Origin of the sequence: Streptomyces sp. NBC_00102 (assembly GCF_026343115.1) — a bacterium.
Classification (GTDB): Bacteria; Actinomycetota; Actinomycetes; order Streptomycetales; family Streptomycetaceae; genus Streptomyces.
Window position 1 is genome coordinate 160951 of sequence record NZ_JAPEMC010000005.1, and the last position, 20193, is coordinate 181143.

At 71.8% G+C, this 20193-nt stretch carries 18 protein-coding genes; 7 read left to right on the plus strand and 11 right to left on the minus strand.

The window, feature by feature from the left end; translation table 11 throughout:
- Window positions 1–10: 10 nt before the first annotated feature.
- The 3 genes from OHA55_RS34885 (at window position 11) to OHA55_RS34895 (ending at window position 2652) form a co-directional block, all read left to right on the plus strand.
- Window positions 11–457, plus strand: coding sequence for a MarR family winged helix-turn-helix transcriptional regulator (locus OHA55_RS34885; RefSeq protein WP_266714230.1), 447 nt, complete (start codon window positions 11–13; stop codon window positions 455–457).
- Entirely contained in the window at window positions 450–1877 is a 1428-nt protein-coding gene (locus OHA55_RS34890) for an MFS transporter (RefSeq protein ID WP_266714232.1), read from the plus strand. The genes OHA55_RS34885 and OHA55_RS34890 overlap by 8 nt, the downstream gene beginning before the upstream one ends.
- 79 nt (window positions 1878–1956) lie before the next feature.
- Entirely contained in the window at window positions 1957–2652 is a 696-nt protein-coding gene (locus OHA55_RS34895) for a hypothetical protein (protein WP_323180546.1), read from the plus strand.
- Window positions 2653–2723: 71 nt separating this feature from the next.
- Here the strand turns inward: OHA55_RS34895 and OHA55_RS34900 are convergent, their stop codons facing one another.
- Window positions 2724–3458, minus strand: coding sequence for a ScbR family autoregulator-binding transcription factor (locus OHA55_RS34900; RefSeq protein ID WP_266714234.1), 735 nt, complete (start codon window positions 3456–3458; stop codon window positions 2724–2726).
- 551 nt (window positions 3459–4009) lie between these two features.
- Here OHA55_RS34900 and OHA55_RS34905 point away from each other — a divergent pair.
- Window positions 4010–4696: an HAD family phosphatase gene (locus OHA55_RS34905; protein WP_266714236.1), complete on the plus strand. Its 687-nt coding sequence runs from the start codon at window positions 4010–4012 to the stop codon at window positions 4694–4696.
- A 264-nt stretch (window positions 4697–4960) separates the two neighbouring features.
- Here the strand turns inward: OHA55_RS34905 and OHA55_RS34910 are convergent, their stop codons facing one another.
- Window positions 4961–5350, minus strand: a complete 390-nt coding sequence (locus OHA55_RS34910) for a MerR family transcriptional regulator (RefSeq protein WP_266714238.1) — start codon at window positions 5348–5350, stop codon at window positions 4961–4963.
- A 79-nt stretch (window positions 5351–5429) separates the two neighbouring features.
- Between OHA55_RS34910 and OHA55_RS34915 the strand changes: the two genes are divergently transcribed.
- Entirely contained in the window at window positions 5430–6659 is a 1230-nt protein-coding gene (locus OHA55_RS34915) for an MFS transporter (RefSeq protein ID WP_266714240.1), read from the plus strand.
- A 27-nt stretch (window positions 6660–6686) separates the two neighbouring features.
- Here OHA55_RS34915 and OHA55_RS34920 read toward each other — a convergent pair whose 3' ends face one another.
- The 3 genes from OHA55_RS34920 to OHA55_RS34930 form a co-directional block, all read right to left on the minus strand.
- Complete coding sequence (locus OHA55_RS34920; protein ID WP_266714242.1) at window positions 6687–7214, minus strand: hypothetical protein; 528 nt, start codon at window positions 7212–7214, stop codon at window positions 6687–6689.
- Entirely contained in the window at window positions 7211–8065 is an 855-nt protein-coding gene (locus OHA55_RS34925) for a class I SAM-dependent methyltransferase (RefSeq protein WP_266714244.1), read from the minus strand. The genes OHA55_RS34920 and OHA55_RS34925 overlap by 4 nt, the downstream gene beginning before the upstream one ends.
- Before the next feature lie 171 nt (window positions 8066–8236).
- Window positions 8237–9799 (minus strand): hypothetical protein, encoded by a 1563-nt coding sequence (locus OHA55_RS34930; RefSeq protein ID WP_266714246.1) that lies wholly within the window; start codon window positions 9797–9799, stop codon window positions 8237–8239.
- Between the two features lie 429 nt (window positions 9800–10228).
- On the opposite strand from OHA55_RS34930, the gene OHA55_RS34935 reads away from it, so the two are divergent.
- Together OHA55_RS34935 and OHA55_RS34940 are read left to right on the plus strand one after the other, a co-directional pair.
- A complete protein-coding gene (locus OHA55_RS34935; RefSeq protein WP_266714248.1) occupies window positions 10229–10438 on the plus strand; it encodes a hypothetical protein in 210 nt (69 codons plus the stop codon).
- Between the two features lie 161 nt (window positions 10439–10599).
- Entirely contained in the window at window positions 10600–11220 is a 621-nt protein-coding gene (locus OHA55_RS34940) for a restriction endonuclease (protein WP_266714250.1), read from the plus strand.
- Between the two features lie 16 nt (window positions 11221–11236).
- Here OHA55_RS34940 and dhaL read toward each other — a convergent pair whose 3' ends face one another.
- The 6 genes from dhaL to OHA55_RS34970 form a co-directional block, all read right to left on the minus strand.
- The gene (gene dhaL / locus OHA55_RS34945) at window positions 11237–11926 is read right to left on the minus strand and encodes a dihydroxyacetone kinase subunit DhaL (protein ID WP_266714252.1); all 690 of its coding nucleotides are present in this window, start codon (window positions 11924–11926) and stop codon (window positions 11237–11239) included.
- A gap of 51 nt (window positions 11927–11977) precedes the next feature.
- Window positions 11978–12976 carry a dihydroxyacetone kinase subunit DhaK gene (locus tag OHA55_RS34950; protein ID WP_266714254.1) on the minus strand — a complete coding sequence of 333 codons (999 nt, stop codon included), beginning with the start codon at window positions 12974–12976 and terminating at the stop codon, window positions 11978–11980.
- A gap of 175 nt (window positions 12977–13151) precedes the next feature.
- Window positions 13152–13811, minus strand: a complete 660-nt coding sequence (locus tag OHA55_RS34955; protein WP_266714256.1) for an endonuclease — start codon at window positions 13809–13811, stop codon at window positions 13152–13154.
- Window positions 13812–13917: 106 nt separating this feature from the next.
- Window positions 13918–16923: a hypothetical protein gene (locus OHA55_RS34960; protein WP_266714258.1), complete on the minus strand. Its 3006-nt coding sequence runs from the start codon at window positions 16921–16923 to the stop codon at window positions 13918–13920.
- Complete coding sequence (locus OHA55_RS34965) at window positions 16924–18786, minus strand: HSP90 family protein (protein WP_266714260.1); 1863 nt, start codon at window positions 18784–18786, stop codon at window positions 16924–16926.
- Window positions 18787–18897: 111 nt separating this feature from the next.
- The gene (locus tag OHA55_RS34970) at window positions 18898–19872 is read right to left on the minus strand and encodes a hypothetical protein (RefSeq protein ID WP_266714262.1); all 975 of its coding nucleotides are present in this window, start codon (window positions 19870–19872) and stop codon (window positions 18898–18900) included.
- Window positions 19873–20193 lie beyond the last annotated feature (321 nt).

Genomic DNA, 20193 nt, shown 5'->3' on the forward strand with positions numbered 1-20193 from the left:
GGTGGAACGCATGAGCGATAACCCGCACCCGTCGCCCTCTGCGGTCCAGGCTTCGCACGCGATCCGCGCGATCATCAGCCGGCTGCGGCGTCGCATCCTGAACGCCTCCGCCGTCGACGACCTCACCCTCGGCCAGACCTCGGTCCTGGCCCGGCTGTCCGGTGAGGGAGGCGTCACCGCGAGTGAACTCGCCTCCGCGGAAGGGGTACGCCACCAGTCGATGACGGCGATGGTCGCGGCACTCGCCGCGAGGGAACTGGTGGTGCGGCGCCCCGACCCGGCCGACGGCCGACGCCTGCTGATCGAGCTGACCCCGGAGGGCCGCCGCCGGCTGGAGGAAGGCCGGCAGGTCCGCACGGAGTGGCTCGCCGAACGGCTGCAGGACAGGTGCACGGAAGAGGAACGCCAGGCAGTGATCGCCGCCCTGGCCGTACTGGAGCGGTTGACGCATGACTGAAGCGAAGACGGAATCCATACCCGGGACGGACAAGCCGGCGTTCGACCGGCGGCTGCTGCCGCCGATGATGCTCGGCTCCGTCCTGAACCCGATCAACTCGACGATCATCTCCGTCGCGCTCGTCCCCATCGCCAGAGCCCTCGGCGCTCCGGCCTCCCAGACGGCGTGGCTGGTCTCCGCCCTCTACCTCGCCACCGCACTCGGGCAGCCCGTCGTGGGCCGGCTCATCGACATATTCGGGCCGCGCAGGCTCTTCCTCCTCAGCACGAGCCTGGTCGGGGTCGCCGGAATCGTCGGCACCCTGGCACCGAACCTCGGCGTACTGATCGCCTCACGGGTCCTGCTCGGATTCGGTACCTGCGCCGGATACCCCGCCGCCATGGCGCTGCTGCGCAGCGAGGGCAAGCGCACCGGACAGGACAACCCCGGCGGGATTCTGACCGCGCTCGCCGTCGCCAACCAGACCGTCGCCGTGATCGGGCCGCTGCTGGGCGGATTGCTGATCGGGGTGGGCGGCTGGCGCGCGACCTTCGCGCTGAACATCCCGCTCGCCGTCGCGGCCGTACTGCTCGGGCTGTGGCGACTGCCCAAGCAGTACGCCTCCGACGAACCGGCGAAGGTGCGGGGGAGCGTGGCAGCCCGGATCGACCTCCCCGGCATGGGCCTGTTCGCCGCGACACTCACCTCGCTGCTGCTCTTCCTGATGAACCTGCACCTGCGCAACTGGTACCTGCTGCTGATCGTCGCCGCCGCCGGAGCCGCCTTCGCCGTACGGGAGCTGCGCGCCGAGACCCCCTTCATCGACCTGCGGGTACTCGGCGGGAACACGCCCCTGCTGACCACCTACGGCCGCGCGCTCGTCGCGTACGTCGTCGCCTACGCCTTCCTCTACGGCTTCAGCCAGTGGACCGAGGAAGGCCACGGACTCTCGCCCTTCCACGCCGGACTGGTGCAGATCCCCATGTTCCTGATGGCGATCTGCGTCTCCGTCGTCACCGGGCGGCGCAAGGGCGTGCGCGGCAAGCTGCTGGTCGGCGCGGCCGGGCAGATCGTCGCCTGCCTGGTGATCCTCACGCTCTCCGGAACCAGCCCCGTCTGGATGCTGCTCCTCGTGGCCCTGATCTTCGGCGTCCCGCAGGGGCTGAACAACCTGGCGCTGCAGAATTCCATCTACTTCCAGGCCGATCCCGAGCGCACCGCCTCCTCGGCCGGGCTGCTGCGCACTTTCTCCTACATGGGCTCGATGGTCGCCTCCTCCGCGACCGCCGCCTCCTTCGGCGATCACGCGGACACCGGCGGCATGCACCAGCTCGCCTGGGTGATGCTCGCCGCCGGGGTGGTCTACCTCCTGATGACCGCCTTCGACCGCACCCTCGGCCGGGCGGCAGCGGGCGGGGAGGCGACCGGGACGGTGAAGTGATCCGGGGTGCCGGCCATGGACCCGCGCGTAAAGGACTGGCGCGACACTCGCGGCCTGCGGAACACTGCCACCGGTGATCATGATGCAGCCCGTCCTGGAGATGGACACCCCGGAGGGTTTCGGCCTCTGGCCCGTCGCCGAGACCGAACGATTCGGCTTTCTCACGCTCGGCGGTGGGCTCTCACCGGCCGAGGTCGGCGCGGCCCTTGCACGTATCGCCGCGTACAACGACGCTGACCCCGAGGCCAACGACCTGCCGCCCCGTCCGGCCGATCCGCTCGCCGGGTTCCTCAACGGCCTGCTCCACCTCGACTTCCTCCTGGTGCCGGGCGGCCTGCGCGTCACGGACACCTCCACCGGCGCCGTCTTCGCACCCGGCTGTTGCGACGGGCTGGAGGAGCGGCGCGACTGGGAGGCAGTTGTCGACGGCCACTGCGTCATCGGGTACGACCACGCTCCCGACAGCAAGAGGATCGCTGAGCGGATCGGTGACATGGTCCGGCTCACGGGCGCGACCGGCGGCGACGAGGGCACGGTGATCGAAGTGCCCGTGCCGGAGATGCGTCGGCTGCTCATTGGCGTCGAGAGCGATCTGACCGATTTTCACGTGCTGGCGGGTGCATGGGCCGATCAACACCTGTCCGAACACGCGGCAGGTGTTACCGCGTCCCTCGGCCGCCTTCTCGACCTCCCCGTCCCCGGTGTTCCCGGACCGGGGACGGGCGGTACCGGGATGTGGGGACGAGGAGCGTCCGGCGTCCCGCTGATGCCGTAAGCGCCCTCCCTGTTCCGGCCGGCCCCGCCGCCCCCGCGCGGCCGAAGTCCGCGGAGCCCGCGGGACACGCCTCAGCCGCTCGCCGCCACGTCGGGCTGCGCCCCAACGGCCTTGCCTCCGGCCCGGGGCCGCGTCCGCACCGGGATGCGGACGCCGTTCGCCGCGAGGCGGGACCGTACCCGGGCAAGCAGCGCGGCCGGATCGGGCCGGGCCTGCAAGGCGCCGAGGACCAGCAGCCACCACTGGTTCAGCCGGGCCCCCAGTTCTCGCTCACCCGCCACCTCGTCCGTCAGGGTGTAGAGCCCGAAGAACGAACATACGAGGGTGGTGGCCGTGCCCGAGGGATCGATTCCTCCGGCGAGTTCGCCCCGCGCCCGCGCCTCGGCGAGCAACCGCGTCACTGCCGCGGTCCAGCCGGCGAAGGGCGCGGGCACGGCCGCGTCGATGCTGCGGCGCTCGGTCCACAGGCGGGCGCCGGCGCGGGCTATGACGTCCTCCCGCAGGGTGTGGGCCACATCGAAGCTGAGCGCGACCAGCTTCTCCAGCGGGGGGATGCCCGGAGCGGTGTAACGGGCGTTCAACTGCGGCCAGCTGGCGAACTGGGCGTGGACGACCGCGAGGGCCAGCTTCTCCTTGCTGGAGTAGTGGAAGTAGATCGCTCCGCTGGTACGGCCCGAACGGTCACCGACCTCATTGATGCTGGTGCCCGCATACCCCTGTTCGACAAATAGGTGTGCTGCGGATTCCAGGAGCACTTTCCTGGTTGCTTGCGCTCTGTCTTGCACGGACGTTCTACCTTCGGTCATGTGTCTGATTGTGTATGGCGCAGAGCTGCGCCGGTATCCCGATGTCGAGGATTCGACGCGCGGAGATTTTATTATTCTTCGACTGTGTCTGCGTGTGGGCGGCATTGAAGAATTCGTAAACCGGTTCGCAGGCGGGGTGGCGGTCGGGCCTACGCGCGGCCCTTCGTGCGTGCGCTCCTGACCTGCGCAACTTGCCTTTTTTCAGGCGTGGTTGCGGGTGGCGCCATCGATTTCTCGATGGCTCGGCGTGGTCGGATTCCGGGTGCCGGCTCCGTCGTCCACCGGCCGTCAAACACTCGAAGTAGTGATTGCGTGATGCTTGATGCCGAAATTAACGTAGTCACTACGATGTTTTCGGGCTCACCTCGGACAGGACGGAAAGGCGTCCGTCGTGGCGTGCCCGGGAGGCGGCATCATTCCGTCTCCGCGTGCGGTCGACCGAGAGCGTGCGCCATCGCGATCTCAGCAGTCGAGTGCGCCTTTCCCGCAGCCTGTGTCACTGCACCCGCCGACCGGGCGGGGTGGGCGCGCTCTCCGAGAACGGCAGAGAAATGACAGCTCATCGCATTTTCTCCTGGTCCCCGTCGGCGATCGTCTTCGATTGCGACGGAACCCTGATGGACACCGAAAGTCATTGGCAGGACGCACGTCAGCGGGTCTTCGCCGAGTTCGGCCTCCGGCCCCCGGCAGGCTTCGCGGAACGCGCCAAGGGGGTCCACTACACCGAATGCGGCGCCCTCATGGCCGAGGAGTGCGGAAAACCCGACTTCGCCGACGACATGACGGACGCTCTGCTCAGACACTTCACGGCGCTGGTCGCCGACGATCCCGTCACCATGCCGGGTGCCGCCGCACTGGTACGGCTCGCAGCCCGGCACCTTCCTCTGGCGGTGGCGAGCAACTGCCCCTTGGACATGGTGGAGTCGAGCCTCGAACGGGCCGGCCTGCTCAGCCACTTCGACCATGTGGTCGTCGCGGGCGACGGCGTACGGCCCAAGCCGCATCCGGACGTCTACACGGTCGCCGCCGGCCTCTGCGGGGTTCCCGCGCAGGAGGCGCTCGCCGTGGAGGACTCCGTCACCGGCATCGTGTCCGCGCGGAAGGCCGGACTCCGGGTTCTGGGCACGGGACCTTACCCCGACGGACCCGGCGCGGAGCACGCCGACTCCTGGGTCGCCACCCTCGCCGATCCGGGCCTGGTGGCCTGGGCGGAGACACATATCGCCGGGGAGGACTGACCACCCGCGGAGATATGGGGAGCGTCCGCCGGATCCGGGCCGGGACGGGTGCTCGGCCCGGTCCGCGGTGCGGGTGCCGTCCCGGCAGAACGGGCCGGCACCCGTGCGGTGTTCCTCGTGATCTCCGGGTGCGCCCGGCACTTCTCGTACTCGGGCGGCGCCCGGTGGACGCTGGAGAAGCTGGGTTCTGTTCCTCGTGCCGCCGGGTTGGGGATTGATCCTGCTCCGGCGAAAGGGGGCCCGTGAGTGAGTGGGTCGATTCGCTTACGCGTCGAGGGAGGCAAGCGCCCGGCGGGTCACGTCGGCCGGGGCCGCAGCGATGACGTCGTTGAGGGCGCCCATGGAGGACTGAAGGTCACTGATGGTCCGAGCGATGCGGCTGCGCTCCTGGTAGAGGTCGGCGAGCAGGTCCGAGCAGGTGGGAACGAGGCGGTCGCCGGTGTCCCGCAGACACGGCAGAACCGTGGCGATGGTCGAGGTGTTCAGACCGGCGGCCAGCAGGCTGCGGATGCGACGGACGATGGCAACGTCCTCTTCGACGTATTCCCGGTAGCCACTGGGGAGCCGCTGCGGGTGGAGCAGACCCTGTTCTTCGTAGTAGCGCAGCAGGTGCACGGCCACGCCGGTCCGCCGGGACAGCTCACCGATGCGCACAACGACCTCCTGATGGCGAGGCGGGCAATGCCTGCTCGTCTTGACTCTCATACCGATGTGAGACTTTAGCGTCTGCCGCATGAACATGAACAAGGATTTCGCGACCCTTGCGGCACTGTGCGCGAGCGTCTTCGTCGTGGGTACCTCGGAGTACCTGATCGCCGGGCTGCTGCCCCAGGTCGGAGCTGATCTCGACGTTTCCGTGGGAACTGCCGGACAAGCGGTGACCGCTTACGCGCTCGGGGTGGTGGCCGGAGGGCCGCTCATGGCCCTGGTGACCTCACGTCTGCCCCGCAAGGGGCTCGCCATCGGCCTGATGCTGCTGTTCGCGGCGGGGAGCGCGATCAGCGCGGTGGCGCCGTCGTTCGGTCTGCTCCTGGTGGGCCGCGTGGTGTCCTCACTCAGTCACGCCTCCTTCCTGGCGCTGGCGCTGGTGACCGCGACCCGGGTGGTTCCGGCCGAGAGGACGGGATCGGCCATTGCCACCGTGGCCTCCGGCTTCACCGTGGCCACCCTCCTCGGAGTGCCCCTGGGAGCGCTGCTCGGACAGAGCGCCGGATGGCGGGCGCCATTCGCCGTGCTGACCGTTCTGTCTCTGGTCTGCACCGTCCTCCTGGCCGCCTTCCTCACCCGGCAGGAGGCGCCGTCCACGCGGCTGCGTGACGAGATTCGCGTGGTGACGCGTCGGCCGGTCATGCTCGCCATCGCCACTACCGCGGTGGGCTTCTCCGGGGTCGCCACGGTGTACACCTACATCGCCCCGCTGCTGATCCGCTTCTCCGGCTTCTCCGCCGCGTCGGTCTCCGGACTGCTGCTCGCCTACGGGGCCGGTAGCTTCCTCGGCAACATCACCGCCGGAAAGCTGACCGACAAGTCGATGAGCGCCACCGTACGAGGTGTTTTCGGCGGGTTGGCGGGGACGCTCCTACTCGTCCCGTTCGCCGTGATGTGGCAGCCCACCGCTGTGGCTGCGGTTCTGGTACTCGGTCTTCTGGCCACCGCGACCATTGCCCCGCTGCAGGGACTGATCCTGCACCACGCGGGCGCCGCCCCGAACCTGGCGGTCTCCGCCAATGTGGGCGCCTTCAACCTCGGGGCCGCGGCCGGCTCGGTCATCGGCGGCGCGATCGTCGCCGCGGGCGCTCTGCGATGGACCGGCCTGGCGGGCGCTGGACTGAGCCTGATCGGGCTGGCCCTCACCTGTCTCGTCCTGCCCCGGACACGGGCCGGCTCGGCCGAATCGCCCGTCGCCGAGGTGGAAGCATCCCTTGCCCAGGGTGGCGTCGGCCATCGGGAGATCCACTCCTGATACGGAAGGCCGGGGGACCGGGAGCGCTCAGCCGGAAGGGGGGCGAAGCACCTCGGCGTACCAGCGGCGGTGCACGAGGGGCTCGACGCACAGGACGGCGACGCCCGCCACCGCACCCACGAGAAGGGAGGTCCAGCCGCCGTCGTGGACGAGTGCGCCGAGGCAGGCGATGCCCAGGGCGAGCGGCCGCAAGAGGGTCAGCGGACCGAGGCCGACAACCACGGCGAGGGTGCTGGCGCGGAACGGCAGGACGAAGTAGGCCGCGAGCGAGAGCAGCACCACAGCGGCGTAGACGACGAGCGGAACCAGGTAGCCGATGCCGCCGTCGGCGAGGGAGGCGTACGCCCGGGCCCGGTCGTCGGCGATCAGCAGCACGCCGCCGGCGGTGATCGCGGGAGCGAGCAGCAGGACGGCACCGGCGGCGAGGCCGCGCAGTGCCGCCCGGGCGATGGCACGGTGCTTGCGGATCCGGGCATCCCGCCCCGCGTAGGCACGGAAGCCGCTGAATGCCGCGTCCATCAGGCCGAGGGCGGCGAGCGCCGGGGCGGGGGTCATCGTGCCGTCCCGGCGAGCTGCTCGGGTCCCACAAGTCTGCGGGAAGCGCGGCCGAGAGCCCGGCGCAGCGGTTCCTCCAAGTGTGGGCGGATGCCGAGCACGGGGCGCAGGGTGGTGCAGAAAGGGTTCGCCATGCCCCGGGGTTCGTACAGCAACGGCCGTATGCCCGGAACTTCCGCAGCGCTGAGCAAGGTGTGGTCACTGTGGGCGCGAAGGGCGGAGGCGACGCCGTCGTGGCGGCCGAGCGGATGGCGCATCCGGGCACGGTGGAAGACCCAGGCGCCGATGGGGGCGAGGCGGGTGGCGGCGATGTCGAAGTGGCAGAAGGCGAGCGCCGACGAGGCGGCCTGCGCCCGGAAGAAGTCGGCGAGAGCGGGTCCGCGAAAGTGGTGCAGGACACCGGTCGACACATAGACGGTGGCGGCCTCCGGCAGGTCGAAGGCGTTGCCGTGGACGAAACCGCAGGCGAGCCCCTCGGCACGGGCCAGGCGGCCGGCCTCGCCGACCAGTGCGGCATCGAGGTCGACCCCGACGAGCTCGACGTCCGGACCGAGAGCGCGGGTGGCCGCGAGCCGGCGGACGAGATAACCGAGCCCGGAGCCGATGTCGACCAGGCGGAACGGCCCACCGTGCCCAGCGGTGGCGCGTATGGCGGCGAACAAGGGTCCGAGCACGTGCACCAGACGGTCGTCGATGCGCAACTCCTCGCGGAGTCGCTGCAGTTCGGTGTGCACGCTGATCATCAGGCGGTCCACGGCGAGCGGATCGAGCACACCGTCCCCGTCGGTCGGCAGTGCCGCGACGATACGGGCCGCCCGCTGATCACCGCACTCGAGGAGACGGCTGACCACGTCGGCCCGGCAGGCGCCGCCCGTCGTGTGGATCCGTGACAGTGATCAGGTCGGATATCTCAAGGTGGGGCACGGTCGAGAATCTTAGGGCCGTACCGTCGTTCCTGATCCACCAGGAACGACGGTACGGCTCTCGGCCGCTCTTGGCGCCGGCCCGACCGCCGGTTCGGGTCAGGGGCAGGGACAGGTGAGCGGCAGGACGCGTTCCGACACCTGCCCGGTGATACGGGTGTCCGTGAGGGCGGCCTCGGCCAGCCAGCTCGTCGCCGACAACTTTTCGACCATCGCGGGCAGTTCCTCCCTCTCCACCGGGCACCAGGCGGTGAGCGCGTCCAGGTCGACGCCGTCGCCGTCGCCGCCGAGCCGCCCGTCGAAGCTGGTCCGGGCGGCCAGGGCCAGGGCCAGCATCCGGGTGGCGGGGGAGGACTTCGACTTGCGGAGCTTCTTGTCCGAGACGACCCGCTGCGCCCACCCGCTGAGCTTGGGGCGCATCTTCCGGCCGAACGTGAGGGGACCCGTGCCGTCGTCGCCGGGCACCAGTGACGGGACGGTGATGGGTACGGGGTTCTCCGGCCTGGCGGCGATCACGTCGGCCGCGGTGCACGGAAGGGAAAGCCAGCCGCTCTCCGCCAACTCGGTCACCAGTCCCTCCGGATCGGTCAGGTTCAGGCCGTTGATGTCTTGTCCGACGAGGTTGCCGCTGCCGGTGTGCGCGGTGCGCAGGGTCAGCATCACGGCCAGAAGCCGCGCCTCGGCGCCGGGCAGCGGGGCGTGATCGGCCAGGTGCGCGAGGACGGAGCGCGCGTTGGTCCACTGCATCGGTCCGATCAGGAACCTCTCCACCGTGGGCCCCTCGCCGTCCGGGTCGGCACCGGTGCGCTGCTGGTGCTGTACACGGGCGGCGGTGGCGGCCTGCGCGGCGCGCTGGGCTTCCAGCCGGAGCGTGACGTCCCCGGTGACGTCGGACCAGGTCATGAACGCCTGTGCCTTGCGCGTGTGGAGGTCCGCGAGCAGCGCGAGGTCGGGTTCGGTGCGCTGCTGATAGGCCCGGAACAGATGCCCGAGCTCGACGAGTTCGTCCCGGAGGAGCACGGGGCGCAGGTCGTGCGGGATGATCCGCTGCGCGATCTTCTCGTACCCCTGGCGTCGGCGCACCTGCGTGGAGCGGGGCTTCGGGACCCTCCGGGGCCCGGGTGCGTGCGGGGGCGCGGGCAGCGGCGCGGAGGCGGAGCCGTCGGAGAACTGCGCTGCGAGCGGGGGGCGTTCAGTCACCGGCCGGGGGGCGGAGGCTGTCGGAGCGAAGACGGCCGCGGCAGAGGAGACGATCTTGGTCCCTGGTGTGGCGGCCGCGCAGCGGGAGCAGCACTCCATGGCCTGCCACCAGCGGCCCTCCCGGTCGGCGATCACCGCCAGGACCACCGCGCCGCCGCACCGCCAGGACTGCGGGTGCTCGAACCGGCTGGTGGTGGGGCGGATGTGCGCGCCGCAGTTCTCCGATTTGCAGGCGCAGAACGCGTGGGCCCGGGGCTCGGCGGCCGCCTTGAGGTGGGCCTTCAGGTGCGCGACCGCCGCCGCCCGTCCCTCGGCCGTCGACGGCAGGCGCTGCTCCCCGCAGGAGGGCCGGCTGCAGGTGACGCGCACCGTCGTACCGCTGCAGCCGGTCGCGTCCAGACGCACCGTCCACTTACGTCCCACCACGCGCTCGTCCAGTCCGCCGGCCGCCGCCTTCGTCATGCTGCTGTTCCTTCCCCACCGTTCCGACTGCCCGTGGCCGGCCCGGTCATGAGGGATCCGGCTCGGCAACGGACCCACCGTACGTGGCGGTACGGGCCGGGGAGGAGGGAACTCCGTTCGGTTCACCCGGCAATCGGCGTGGAAGCGCGCACCGCCCTTGTGGGACCGGCGATCCTGGCCAGCACACGCACGATGTTCGTCCATTTCTTCGAATGCGTGCTTCGTCCAGCTCTCCTTGACGAGTGATCGACGCTGCACGGTGCCGGTTCGGCCGACACACAAGACGGAGCCGCACATTCCGGCCACGGAGATCGTTTTACTGCCATTCGCCGTCAATCCCGCCGTGTCGTCTCCCGGCCCCGACTACACAGGGTGCGGGGCGGGTCCGCCGTCCCGGGCGGCGGTCGTGTGCGGTGGGAGGTCCGGCGGTTGTTGACGATCAATGTGGCTGTGCTGCTCGCGGTCATCGTCCTGTTGAGGCTGCGGCGGCGTACGGAGTCCCGCAGCCGGCGGGACGAGAAGTTCACCGTGGTCATCGTCCTGGCGCTCGGGGTGCTGATCGCCCCGACCCCGGTGGGCCGGGGAATCCTGGACTTCCTGGGCGAACTCGCCGACGGCTTCGGGGAGGGCGGCCCATGAGCCCCCGGACGCGGAAGGGCCGGGCGGCGACGTCCGGACGCGCGTACAGGCGGAAAAGCAGCCGGAGGCCGGGTGCCCGCGGACCGGGGCCCCGGCGTTCGGGAGCCCGGAGGCCGGGTCGCCGGAGACCGGCCGAGGGGAGTCCGGGGGACACGCTGCCCGTGTTCCTGGTGGTCGCCGTTCTCCTCGTCGTGCTCGCGGTGGCCGTCGTGAAGTGGCTGCTGGTCCACTGGTGGGTGCTGGTCGTGACCGGTGGGCTCGTGGTGTCCGCCGGCGGCGTCCTGCTCCAGCGGAAGCGGCGGTCGGCGCGGTGGGACGCGGTCCGCCGGCACGGCCTGCGCTACGGGCTTCCCCACCTGGACGCCCTGCACCACTCCCAGTTCGAGGACGCGGTACGGGACCTGATGCGCCGCGACGGCTGCCCGGAGGCGGTCCGGGTCGGAGGCGGCGGTGACCTGGGCGCCGACGTGAAGGCCGTCGACCCCTACGGGCGCCGCTGGGTGATCCAGTGCAAGCACCGCGGAAGTGGTCTCGCCGGCTCCGCGGTGGGCACGCCCGACCTGCAGGTCCTCAACGGCACCGCCCGCCAGGTGCACGGCGCGGACATCGCCGTGATCGTCACCAACGGCCGGGTGACCGCACCGGCCGTGGCCTTCGCCGCACAGCAACGGCTGCATGTGGTCGACCGCCACACCCTCGCCGTGTGGGCGGCCGGCTCCCGGCCCCTGTGGGAGCTGCTGCGGTCCGTCCCCCCGCCCCGCAGGCCGGGCGCGCTCTCCTGAGCCGGTCCTGCCCGCCTCACCCGGTGATGCGCAGATGCGGTCCCAGGGAGCCTATGGTCCCGGCCGCCGAGGCGAAGAGAAGAGCGACGCCCACGGCCCCGGGATCGGGTATGCCCGAGGCGCGTTCGCCGACGTAGCTCGCGCGGCCCATCCGCGCCCGGAGCGCCGCCGTGTCCCGTACACCCTGCCAGGCGGCATCGGCGGCGAGGGCGAGCGCGCGGTCCGGCGGGGTGCCGTCCGGTGCGGCCCGCAGCGCCTCGGCGGCCGGAGTGAGCGCGTCCACCAGCGTCTTGTCACCGGGCTTCGCGTCACCCACCCGGCGTATCGCGGCGAGGCCGTTCTCCGTGCCCGCGGCGAGACCGGTCGTGGTGAGGAGGGGACCCTCCGCCGCGACAGCGGCGCTGAGTGCCTGGAACAGCAGGCCGAAGAGCGGCCCGCTGGTGCCTCCGATCTCGTCCAGGAACGCACTGGCCGCGCTCCCCAGGGGCGCCGAGGGATCGTCCTGCGCGGCGCCGGCAGCGGCGTTGCCGTCGCTCTCGCTCCGCAACCGTTGCGTGGCCCGTACCCCGGCGCTCAGGTTCACCCCGAAGTCGCCGTCGCCCACCTGCTGGTCGAGCGTGGTCAGCTCGGTCTCGGTGGCATGGGCCGAAGCCGCGAACCGGTCCATCCAGCCGTTCGTGAACGTACTGTCGAAAGCTGTCGCCATGGCGTTCTCCTCCAGTTCCACGCGTCCCGCTCCCCGGTCACCTGTCACCGGTCACCAGCTCAGCGCCGCGGTCCGTACCGGTGCGTCGTAGTAGCCCAGCGTCCGGGAATCGGCCACCAGCAGAGTGAGGGAGAACCCTCGCATGTCCAGGGCCGTGACGTAGTCGCCGACGAGATGGCGGGCGAGGTGGACGCCGCGTTCGTCCAGCACTTGGCCGAGTTCGCCGAAGATGCCGTACAGCTCCAGGGGAGTGACCGCGCCGAGTCCGTTGACCAGTGCCAGGACCGGTTCCTCCGGGGCCGGGCGGACCGCTGCCAGCAGGGCATCCGTCATCTCGCGCACCAGTGCGGAGACGGGGCCCTCCTTCCGGGTCCGGTCGGCGCGCTCGCCGTGGATGCCGACCCCGTACTCCAGCTCCCCGGCGGCCAGCTCGAAGGCGGGACGGCCGGTGGTGGGCGCGGTGTGCGCGGTGGACGCGACGGACAGCGTGCGGCAGCGGCCCGCCAGCGCCGCCCCGAGGCCGGCCAGTTCCTCCAGGCCGAGGCCCGTGTCGGCGGCGCCGCCGAGGATCTTCTCCAGCAGAACCGTGCCGCCCGTGCCCCGGCGCCCGGCGGCGATGTCCTCCGAGTCGGACGCGAGGTCGTCGTCGACGAGGACGCGCGCGCAGGGGATGTCCTGATGGGCGAGGCGCTCGGCGGCGATGCCGAAGTTGATCCGGTCGCCGGTGTAGTTCTTCACGATGTGCAGTACGCCCTCGTCCCGGGCCACCGCGAGCGACGCCTTGTACACCTGGCGGTTGTGCGGCGACGCGAACACCCGGCCGGGACAGGCGGCGTCCAGCATTCCGGCTCCCACGAAGCCGGCGTGCATCGGTTCGTGGCCCGAACCGCCGCCGGAGAGCAGCCCCACACGGCGGGACGGCGAGGTGTGGCGAGCGGCGAGGAAGCCGTTCTCCACGTCGTGGACGACGAGGTCCGCGTGGGCCCGGGCGAAGCCGGCCAGCGCATTCGGCACCAGGTCGTCAGTGCTGTTCTCGAAGTACGCGGCCATTCGCGGCGCCCTTTCGTCCCGGGGCCGTACGCGGCCGGGTGAGACGACCCTCCAGACAGGTCACTTCATGCTGAAGGGAGGTGCCGGATGTGGCAACTCGCGAAGAGAAACTCAGCCAATTACGTGACGGCGCACAGCAGCACGTCGGTTCAGTCCTGAGCGCCCGTGCGCCGGGTCACGGCCCGGCGGACAGCCCGATCGAGTCGGCCGCGTGCTTGTCCAGCGCCGCGCGTACCAGCGCGGCGGCGAGCACCGCCGGTCCGGTGTCGCGGGATCCGGCGCGGGCGAGACGCAGCAGGGCGTCGGCGGAGGCGGGCAGGCCCAGGCGCTCCGCGCCCTGCAGCGCTTTGGCGTCCACGCACGGGCCGGTCTCCGGCCAGACGGCCTGTACCTCGCGGACGAAGATGTCCGCGCCGGCCGGTCCGAGGCCCGGCAGGCGCCGCAGCCCCGTGCGCAGCGCGTCCGTGTCGCCGTCGGCCTCCCGGCGGAGCCGCCGCAGGTCACCGGCCCACGCGTCGAGGAGCAACAGTGCCCCGTCGCCGAGCTGCGTCGCCGTCCGCTCGTCGTACCGCCGGTAGCCGCCCCTGCCCAGCGCGTCGACGCGCCGCTGCCAGGTGGCGTCCGCCATCCGTCGTGGTGTGCGCATGCCGTCGGCGAAGAGCGCCTTCGCGGCCGCCACCGCGACGGATGCCCGGATCCGTGCGCTGAGCAGCAGACTGAGGACCAGGAGCTGGTAGAGGGGCTGAGGCGTGTCCCGCAGACGGATGCCGGCTTCCTCGGCGTACGTCCGTCCGTAGGTGTCGAGGAGGAGTTCCAGGGTCTTCGGGGCGCCCATGTACCCACCGTCCTCCTGCCCGCCCGGACGCGCACGCGCGGACGCACAGGGAGTTCCGGCAGCCGGGGCCGTCCCGCGCGGTGCGACGGGACGGCCCCGGGAGCGCTCAGCCCTGCTGCTTCAGATACTCGGCGCGCAGGGCGTCGAGTATGCCCGCGGCCTCGGCGATCCCCGCCTCGCGGCAGCGTGCCGCAGCGGCCGTCAGCCGGGCGATCGCCGCCGTGCGCCGGTCGAGGGCGTTGCCCTCGATCAGCGCCGCGATGCGGACAGCCTCCGCGCGTGGTATCTCGCCGTCCTTCCCGCCCCGGTCGTGGGAGGCGATGGCGGCCTCGGCGGCGGCGAGCGCCTCGGGGAAGCGCTCGGCCTCCGCGAGGACCCGCGCACGGCGGTAGTGCACCGCGCCGTCCTCGTACCAAGGGACGAAGGACTCGTCGGAGGCGTCCTGGCCGGCCGGACGGACCTGCTCGGCCCGCGTCAGGTGCTCCAGCGCGGCCTCCAGGCCGTCGGTGCCCCGGAAGACCATGACGAGCCGTGCGAACTCGCACATCATGTGCCTGATCAGGGACGGGTTCGGCGCCTCTGCGTGGGCGGCGAGGGCGCGGTCGTACGCGGTACCGGCCGCTTCCCAGCGGTCGGCCAGGGCCAGCGTGATCGCGGTCTCGGCCGCCACCAGGGTGAGGGTCTCCCGGTCGTCGTCCCAGGCCGCCACGGTGTCCGCGAGACGCAGGAACTCCTCGGCGGCGGGCAGGAACTCCTCCAGTTCACGCATCCCGCGAGCCAGCAGCAACCGGGCCTGGGCGAGCATGCGTTCGTCGATGGAGGTGAGAGCCTCCTGGGACAGCACCGATTCCAGCACCGCGACGGCGTCGGCCTGCTGCCCGGAACGTGCCAGGACGTCGGCGAGTTGCAGGCGTACCCCGGTGGCCCGCTCGTACTCCTCCTCCTGGTCGTACCGGGCGGCGGACTCCGACAGATGACGGACCGCGTCGGCGGGGTTGCCCAGATGGGTGGCCGCATGCCCGAGCAGGGCGTACACACCGGCCAGTTCGAACTCCGCGTCGTCGTGACGGACCACGTCGGAGATCACCCGGTGCAGAAGCTCCGTGGCCTCCTCCGCCTTTCCCCGCGCGACGAGGAGCTGGGCCAGCAGGGCGCGGGTACGGGAGCCGCGCCACGGCCGCCCGGCCGCCTCGACCTCCTGGAGCGCCTGGCGCATCTGAGCCTCGGCGAGGGCGGTGTCGCCCCGTTCGCCGGCCACGTCGGCGACGAACTGCCGTGCGTTGGCGACCTGGTGGGGAACGCCGAGGCGTTCCGCCTCCGACCGCAGCCGGTCGGTGGCCGCCTCGAACCGCTTCAGGACCTCGCCCGGCTCTTCGGGGTGCAGCCGCAGTTCCTGATGGGCGGCGAAGGCGACGGAGAAGAGGACGGAGAGGTATGCCTGCACGCGCTCCTCCTTCAGGTCCTCGCCCGACGCGGCTTCGGCGGCACCGAGCGCCGCGGACGTGAACGGGACCTCGGCCACCAGGCGTTCCGCCTCGCGCAGGGCTTCGTCGAGAGCGGCCCGTACGGTCTCGGCGTCCGGCCGTCCGTCGTCCGCTTTGTCCTTGTCCGGCGCCGCGCCGTCCAGATCCTCCTCGGCGGCGGATGCCCATGCGAGCACGCGGCAGCGGGCGGCGAGCGCGAGCCAGCCCATGTCCACCGCGGCGAACAGGTCCGCGGCCTCCCGGAGCCCGGCGTAGCTCTCCGGTGCGTGCGTCCTGAACGAGAACCCGTCGACGGCTCGGTACTGGGCGACCTCCGCCGTCAGCCGGCCTTCCGGGCCGAGGACGTCGTCGTGCGTGGCGGTGCCGTCCGCCAGCCGCTCCGCCACCCGGGCCCAGAGCCGGCGCGCCCCGGGATGGCCCTGGACGAGCAGGCGCCGGGCCTCGCGCACCAGGGCGACGAAGTCGTCGGGCACGTCCAGTGCCGCGGCTGGCGCGGCGACCGCGGGCGCGGCGGGACGGGTGGCGGAGATCCGCAGCCCCAGGGAGAGCGGCTCGTCGAGCAGCGGGCGCTGGGCCAGCCGCAGCCGGCGGCGGTCGCCCACGGCCGTGGTGCCGTTGCGCGCGTCGAAGGCGGCGGCGATGCGGTCCGCGTCGGAGCGGAGCTGGACGAGGAGTTCACCCGCCGTCCAGTTGCGCCCCGGCGGACCGGCGACGGCTGTGTCGGCGTGACCGTTTTCGACCAGCGGAGCGAGCAGCACCTCCACACCGGTGAGGAAGTTCAGTCGGGCCCCGGGGGCACCGGTCGCCTCGAAGAGGGGACGGTTCTCGGCGAGGATCTCCAGCCCCCGGCCCTCGTTGCGCGAGAGGGCACAGAACTCCAGGTGCAGACCGACCTCCCCCAGCATGCCGGTGTTGCCGCGGACCCGCCGGTACCCGGTCAGGTGGTGGGACCGGGCCTCGTCCGTCCGGCCGAGACGCAGCAGCGGCAGCAGCGCCTCGGCCTGGCTCATCTGCGGCTCCTCCGTGCAACTGGTGCCACCGCCGAGGACCGGGGCCCAGGTCTCCAGTGCCGAGGCGTCGTCGCCGGTCGCCACCTGGTACAGGGCGAGATGCCGGATCTCGCAGGCCTCGCAGTCGCTCAGCCGGCTGCGCGGCCGGGTGACCCACAGGTCGTACGCGTCGGCGACGCCCACGCCGGTGTGGGTCGCGATGTGGTGACGCATCGCCGCGACCGGCTGGAGGGAGTGGCCGGCCGCCTCGTACCTGCGGCGCATCTCGTCGATCCAGCGGTGGACGGAGGCCAGGGGCACCTCGGGCACCTGGAGCAGGGAGGTCGTCACCCACTTGAACCGCCAGAAGACCTGGTGGCCCTCCCACTCGCTGAAGGATTCGGGAGTGGTGTCCCAGAGCTTGAGCAGCCGCGCGAAGGTGACGGGCGACTTGGCGTGCTCGCCGACGTACTCGTACGCCGTCATCAGCTCCAGCAGCGCCGTCACCAGGACGTCGGGCTTCTCGAAGGCCTCCGCCGCCTCCACGAGCTCCTCGGCGGTCACCGTGCGCGCCAGTCCGTGGGGGCGGTCGAAGTTCTCGCGGAGAGCCTCGACCACGGCCTCGGGAGTGTCCAGCATCTACATTTCCTTCCGGGGCTCGTTGCCGGGTGCGGCCGTGCCGGGCTGGTGCATGGCGTGGGTGAGCAGGCCGATGAAGGCCCGGTTGAGCAGGGCGCTCTCGCTCGCCCGCAGCGGGCGGCGGCTGAGCAGCAGGGCCTGGCCGTAGAGCGCCTCGGCCGCCGTGACGGCGAGACCGCGCTCGGAGATCGTGATCGCCTGGCGGATCAGTGGGTTGAGGTGGTTCAGGACGAGCTGGGCGCGCGGGGCCTCCTGGCGCAGCGAGCCGAGGATGTCCGCCCAGAGGCCGTCGCTGTCGGCGGCGAGGCTCGACCGGGTCCGTTCGTGCCGCGCCTCCCGGTTGTCGAGCAGCAGCGCGGGGGCGGTGACGGGCTGGAAGTCGCGCAGTACGACGTCGCAGTCGTGGACCCCGATCGTCTCCCGCGCGACGGCGAGGAAGGCAGCCGCGCGCAGTTCGGCGGACGTGTCCACGGCGTCGAGGTGCGCGGTGACGGTGGCCGGGTCCAGGTCCGCGACGGCCGTGCCGGGCCGGATCTCCGGCAGCCGGTGCACCAGGTCGCGGTCGTAGGTGTAGCCGCCGTTGACGACGCCGAGCCCGGCGGCCGAGGCGATCGGTGCGACCTGACGGAACTCCTCCACGCTCCGGGTGACCAGCAGGGTCGGGTGCGTACGGGCGAACTCCTCCAGCGTCACATTGCCGTCGGAGGTCTCGAACGGAAGCCAGGGCAGCACGATGCGCAGCAGTTCGTCGTCGTACCGGGCGAGCGCCTTGACCGCGAGGTGGTGGGTGTCGATGAAGCGGTGCAGCAGGGAGGGATCGCTCGCGGCGAGACCGGTGAGCCAGTCGCGGATCCGCTCGCCCAGGGCGTCCCGTACGGCGGAGAGCGTGCCGTCCTCGTAGAGCGCCTCGCGGGACGCGGTCGGCCGCAGGCTGGAGGTGTCCACGACACAGCGCACGAAGAACGCCCACTCGGGCAGCAGCTCCGGTGCCTGGTCGGTGAGGAGCATCCCCTTGAGGTGGACGCGGTGCCCCGCCTTCTGGGCCGGGCTGACCGGGGTGGGAAGGACGTAGGCGACCCCGCGCAGCCCGGCGGCCGGCAGGTCGAGCTCGATGGTGTCGAGCGGGGTGAAGTCGAAGAGGGCGCGGCAGTATTCCGTGAACGCCTCGCGCTTGGCCAGCGGCGAACGGTGCGTCCGCTCCCACGGGGGCGTCTCGTTGACCCGGTGGCTCTCGCCCCGGGGGCCGACCACGACGACCTCGTGGCGCAGCAGCCCGCCGTAGTGCCGGGCCAGGGAGACGACCCGATCCGGTTCGGTCCACTCGGCGTTGTCGGCGCGCGGGGTGAGGCGGACGGTGGTGCCCGGCTCGGGAACGGCCGCGGCGGGCAGCGTACGGATGGTGTACCGGCCGTCGGAGTGGCCGCGCCACTCGACGGCGGGCGCCGCCGGGTCGGCCGCGGTGCGGCTGGTCACGATGATCTCGTCCGCCACGACGAAACAGGCGAGCAGCCCGATGCCGAACTGGCCGATGAACTCGCCGCGGGCGGCGTCGAGTCCGGCCCCGTCCAGGGCGCCGTCCGAAGTCCGCTTGGAGCTGCGCCCGATGGTGGCGAGGAACTGGTGGACGTCGGCCTCGCTCAGCCCGACACCGGTGTCCGTGACGGTGAGGGTGTCGCCGGTACGCACCGTGATGCGGCCGGGCGCCCCGGGGTCGAGGGCCTGACGGGCCGTGATGGCGTCCACCGCGTTCTGCAGCAGCTCACGCAGGTAGACACGGGGAGAGGAGTAGAGGTGGTGGGAGAGGAGGTCGACCAGGCCACGCAGGTCGACCTGGAAGGTGTGGGCGGTCTCGGAAGGAGGCACCGGGCGCAGACTTTCGTGGTGGGCCCGTCCTCGTCGCGCGGAGCGCCGGCGAGGACACGGACGGAGGGAGTCGGTGAGGTCGGGAGGGGCAGGACGACGTGCCCCGGGTGGTCAGCGTCCGGCTGCCGCGCGGTGCTTCCGGTAGGCCGCCACCGGGTCGCGGTCCACGTAGTCCCAGGGGGACTCGGTGACCCGGCCCTCCGTGGCCCGGAAGCACTCCCGTGCCGCGTCGCGGTCGCCCACCAGCGAGAAGGCCAGGGCGAAGGAGTTGAGAAGCCCGTTCCAGGAGCCCCGGCGGACGAAGTCCGGGTGCCGGTAGGAGTGCTCGGCGGCCTCGCGCAAGGACTGGGCCACTTCCGGCCGCCGCATGTACGCGGCGTCCTCACCCCGGGGAAGGGAGAGCCACTGCTCGATGTGCGCGTCCGGGACGAGCCTGCCCAGCAGGGTGCCGCCGGGCGCGCCGAGGACGGACGCGCGTGCGAAGGCGTGCATCTCCTCGTGCGAGCCGCCCCACTTGTCGCAGACCTGCTGCAACTGCTGAATGTGGGCGCCGAGGTGGTGCGGATCGCGCCGGACGGTGGCCTCGAACCGGCGCCGCGCGAGGGCCTGGCCGACCTGGAGGCCGCGGCCGGTGGTCTGGAGGCCGTACCAGGGAGAGCTCCACCCCGGTTCCCTCTCCGCCGCCTCGTACAAGAACTGCTCCGCCGTGCGCAGCCGGTCGTGGAACACCTCGAACTGCTCGCGGGAGACCTGGGTCGCCCGCGCCGACGTACGGGCTTCCCAGCCCCAGCTGATGTACCGGATGCCGGCCACGAGCCGGGGCAGCGCCGCACCGGGTTCGGCCTCGACCGCCTCGGTGATCCACCGTTCGACCCGAGCGGTTTCGCCGACTGCCCAGAGCAGTTCGGTCCGGTCCTCGCTCTCGGGGCGCGCCTGGAGTACCGCGCGCACGGTGTTCCAGTCCGCCGCCGCGGCGGCCGCCCGGACGCGTGCGACCTCCGGATCCCCGGAGTCCTTCTGCAACTTCGCGGCGGGACGCCCCACCTGTTTCCCCAGCGCGAGCGTCCAATCACGGAGCAACGCCATGTCCCCACCCTCTGGCCTGTTTCGTACGGGGAACCCATGATCGTCGCCCCCGCGGATCTAGTGCCGCGTCAGCCAAGGTTCCCCCCGTCGCGACGCCCGGCACGCACTCTCGCCGCGCCGGCCGAAAGCCCGAGTACGTCCAGTACGGGGGCTTCCGGCCGACACACCGAGAGCACGCACCTGACGCCGCTCCTCGGCGGGCAAACCTTGGCTGACGCGGCACTAGTGAATATCACGCCCGACCGACAATCGCACACGGATTCGGGTGAGGCTCCGGTGCCCTACGCGAAAGCCCGGTGCGCAGGCTCGAAGCCTGTGCAC

Excerpts from the sequence above, each read along its gene's own strand:
- OHA55_RS34885 (WP_266714230.1), top strand. The coding sequence starts at position 11 with ATGAGCGATAACCCGCACCCGTCGCCCTCTGCGGTCCAGGCTTCGCAC.
- OHA55_RS34890 (WP_266714232.1), top strand. The coding sequence starts at position 450 with ATGACTGAAGCGAAGACGGAATCCATACCCGGGACGGACAAGCCGGCG.
- OHA55_RS34895 (WP_323180546.1), top strand. The coding sequence starts at position 1,957 with ATGATGCAGCCCGTCCTGGAGATGGACACCCCGGAGGGTTTCGGCCTC.
- OHA55_RS34900 (WP_266714234.1), bottom strand. The coding sequence starts at position 3,458 with ATGACCGAAGGTAGAACGTCCGTGCAAGACAGAGCGCAAGCAACCAGG.
- OHA55_RS34905 (WP_266714236.1), top strand. The coding sequence starts at position 4,010 with ATGACAGCTCATCGCATTTTCTCCTGGTCCCCGTCGGCGATCGTCTTC.
- OHA55_RS34915 (WP_266714240.1), top strand. The coding sequence starts at position 5,430 with ATGAACATGAACAAGGATTTCGCGACCCTTGCGGCACTGTGCGCGAGC.
- OHA55_RS34920 (WP_266714242.1), bottom strand. The coding sequence starts at position 7,214 with ATGACCCCCGCCCCGGCGCTCGCCGCCCTCGGCCTGATGGACGCGGCA.
- OHA55_RS34930 (WP_266714246.1), bottom strand. The coding sequence starts at position 9,799 with ATGACGAAGGCGGCGGCCGGCGGACTGGACGAGCGCGTGGTGGGACGT.
- dhaL (WP_266714252.1), bottom strand. The coding sequence starts at position 11,926 with ATGGCGACAGCTTTCGACAGTACGTTCACGAACGGCTGGATGGACCGG.
- OHA55_RS34950 (WP_266714254.1), bottom strand. The coding sequence starts at position 12,976 with ATGGCCGCGTACTTCGAGAACAGCACTGACGACCTGGTGCCGAATGCG.
- OHA55_RS34955 (WP_266714256.1), bottom strand. The coding sequence starts at position 13,811 with ATGGGCGCCCCGAAGACCCTGGAACTCCTCCTCGACACCTACGGACGG.
- OHA55_RS34960 (WP_266714258.1), bottom strand. The coding sequence starts at position 16,923 with ATGCTGGACACTCCCGAGGCCGTGGTCGAGGCTCTCCGCGAGAACTTC.
- OHA55_RS34970 (WP_266714262.1), bottom strand. The coding sequence starts at position 19,872 with ATGGCGTTGCTCCGTGATTGGACGCTCGCGCTGGGGAAACAGGTGGGG.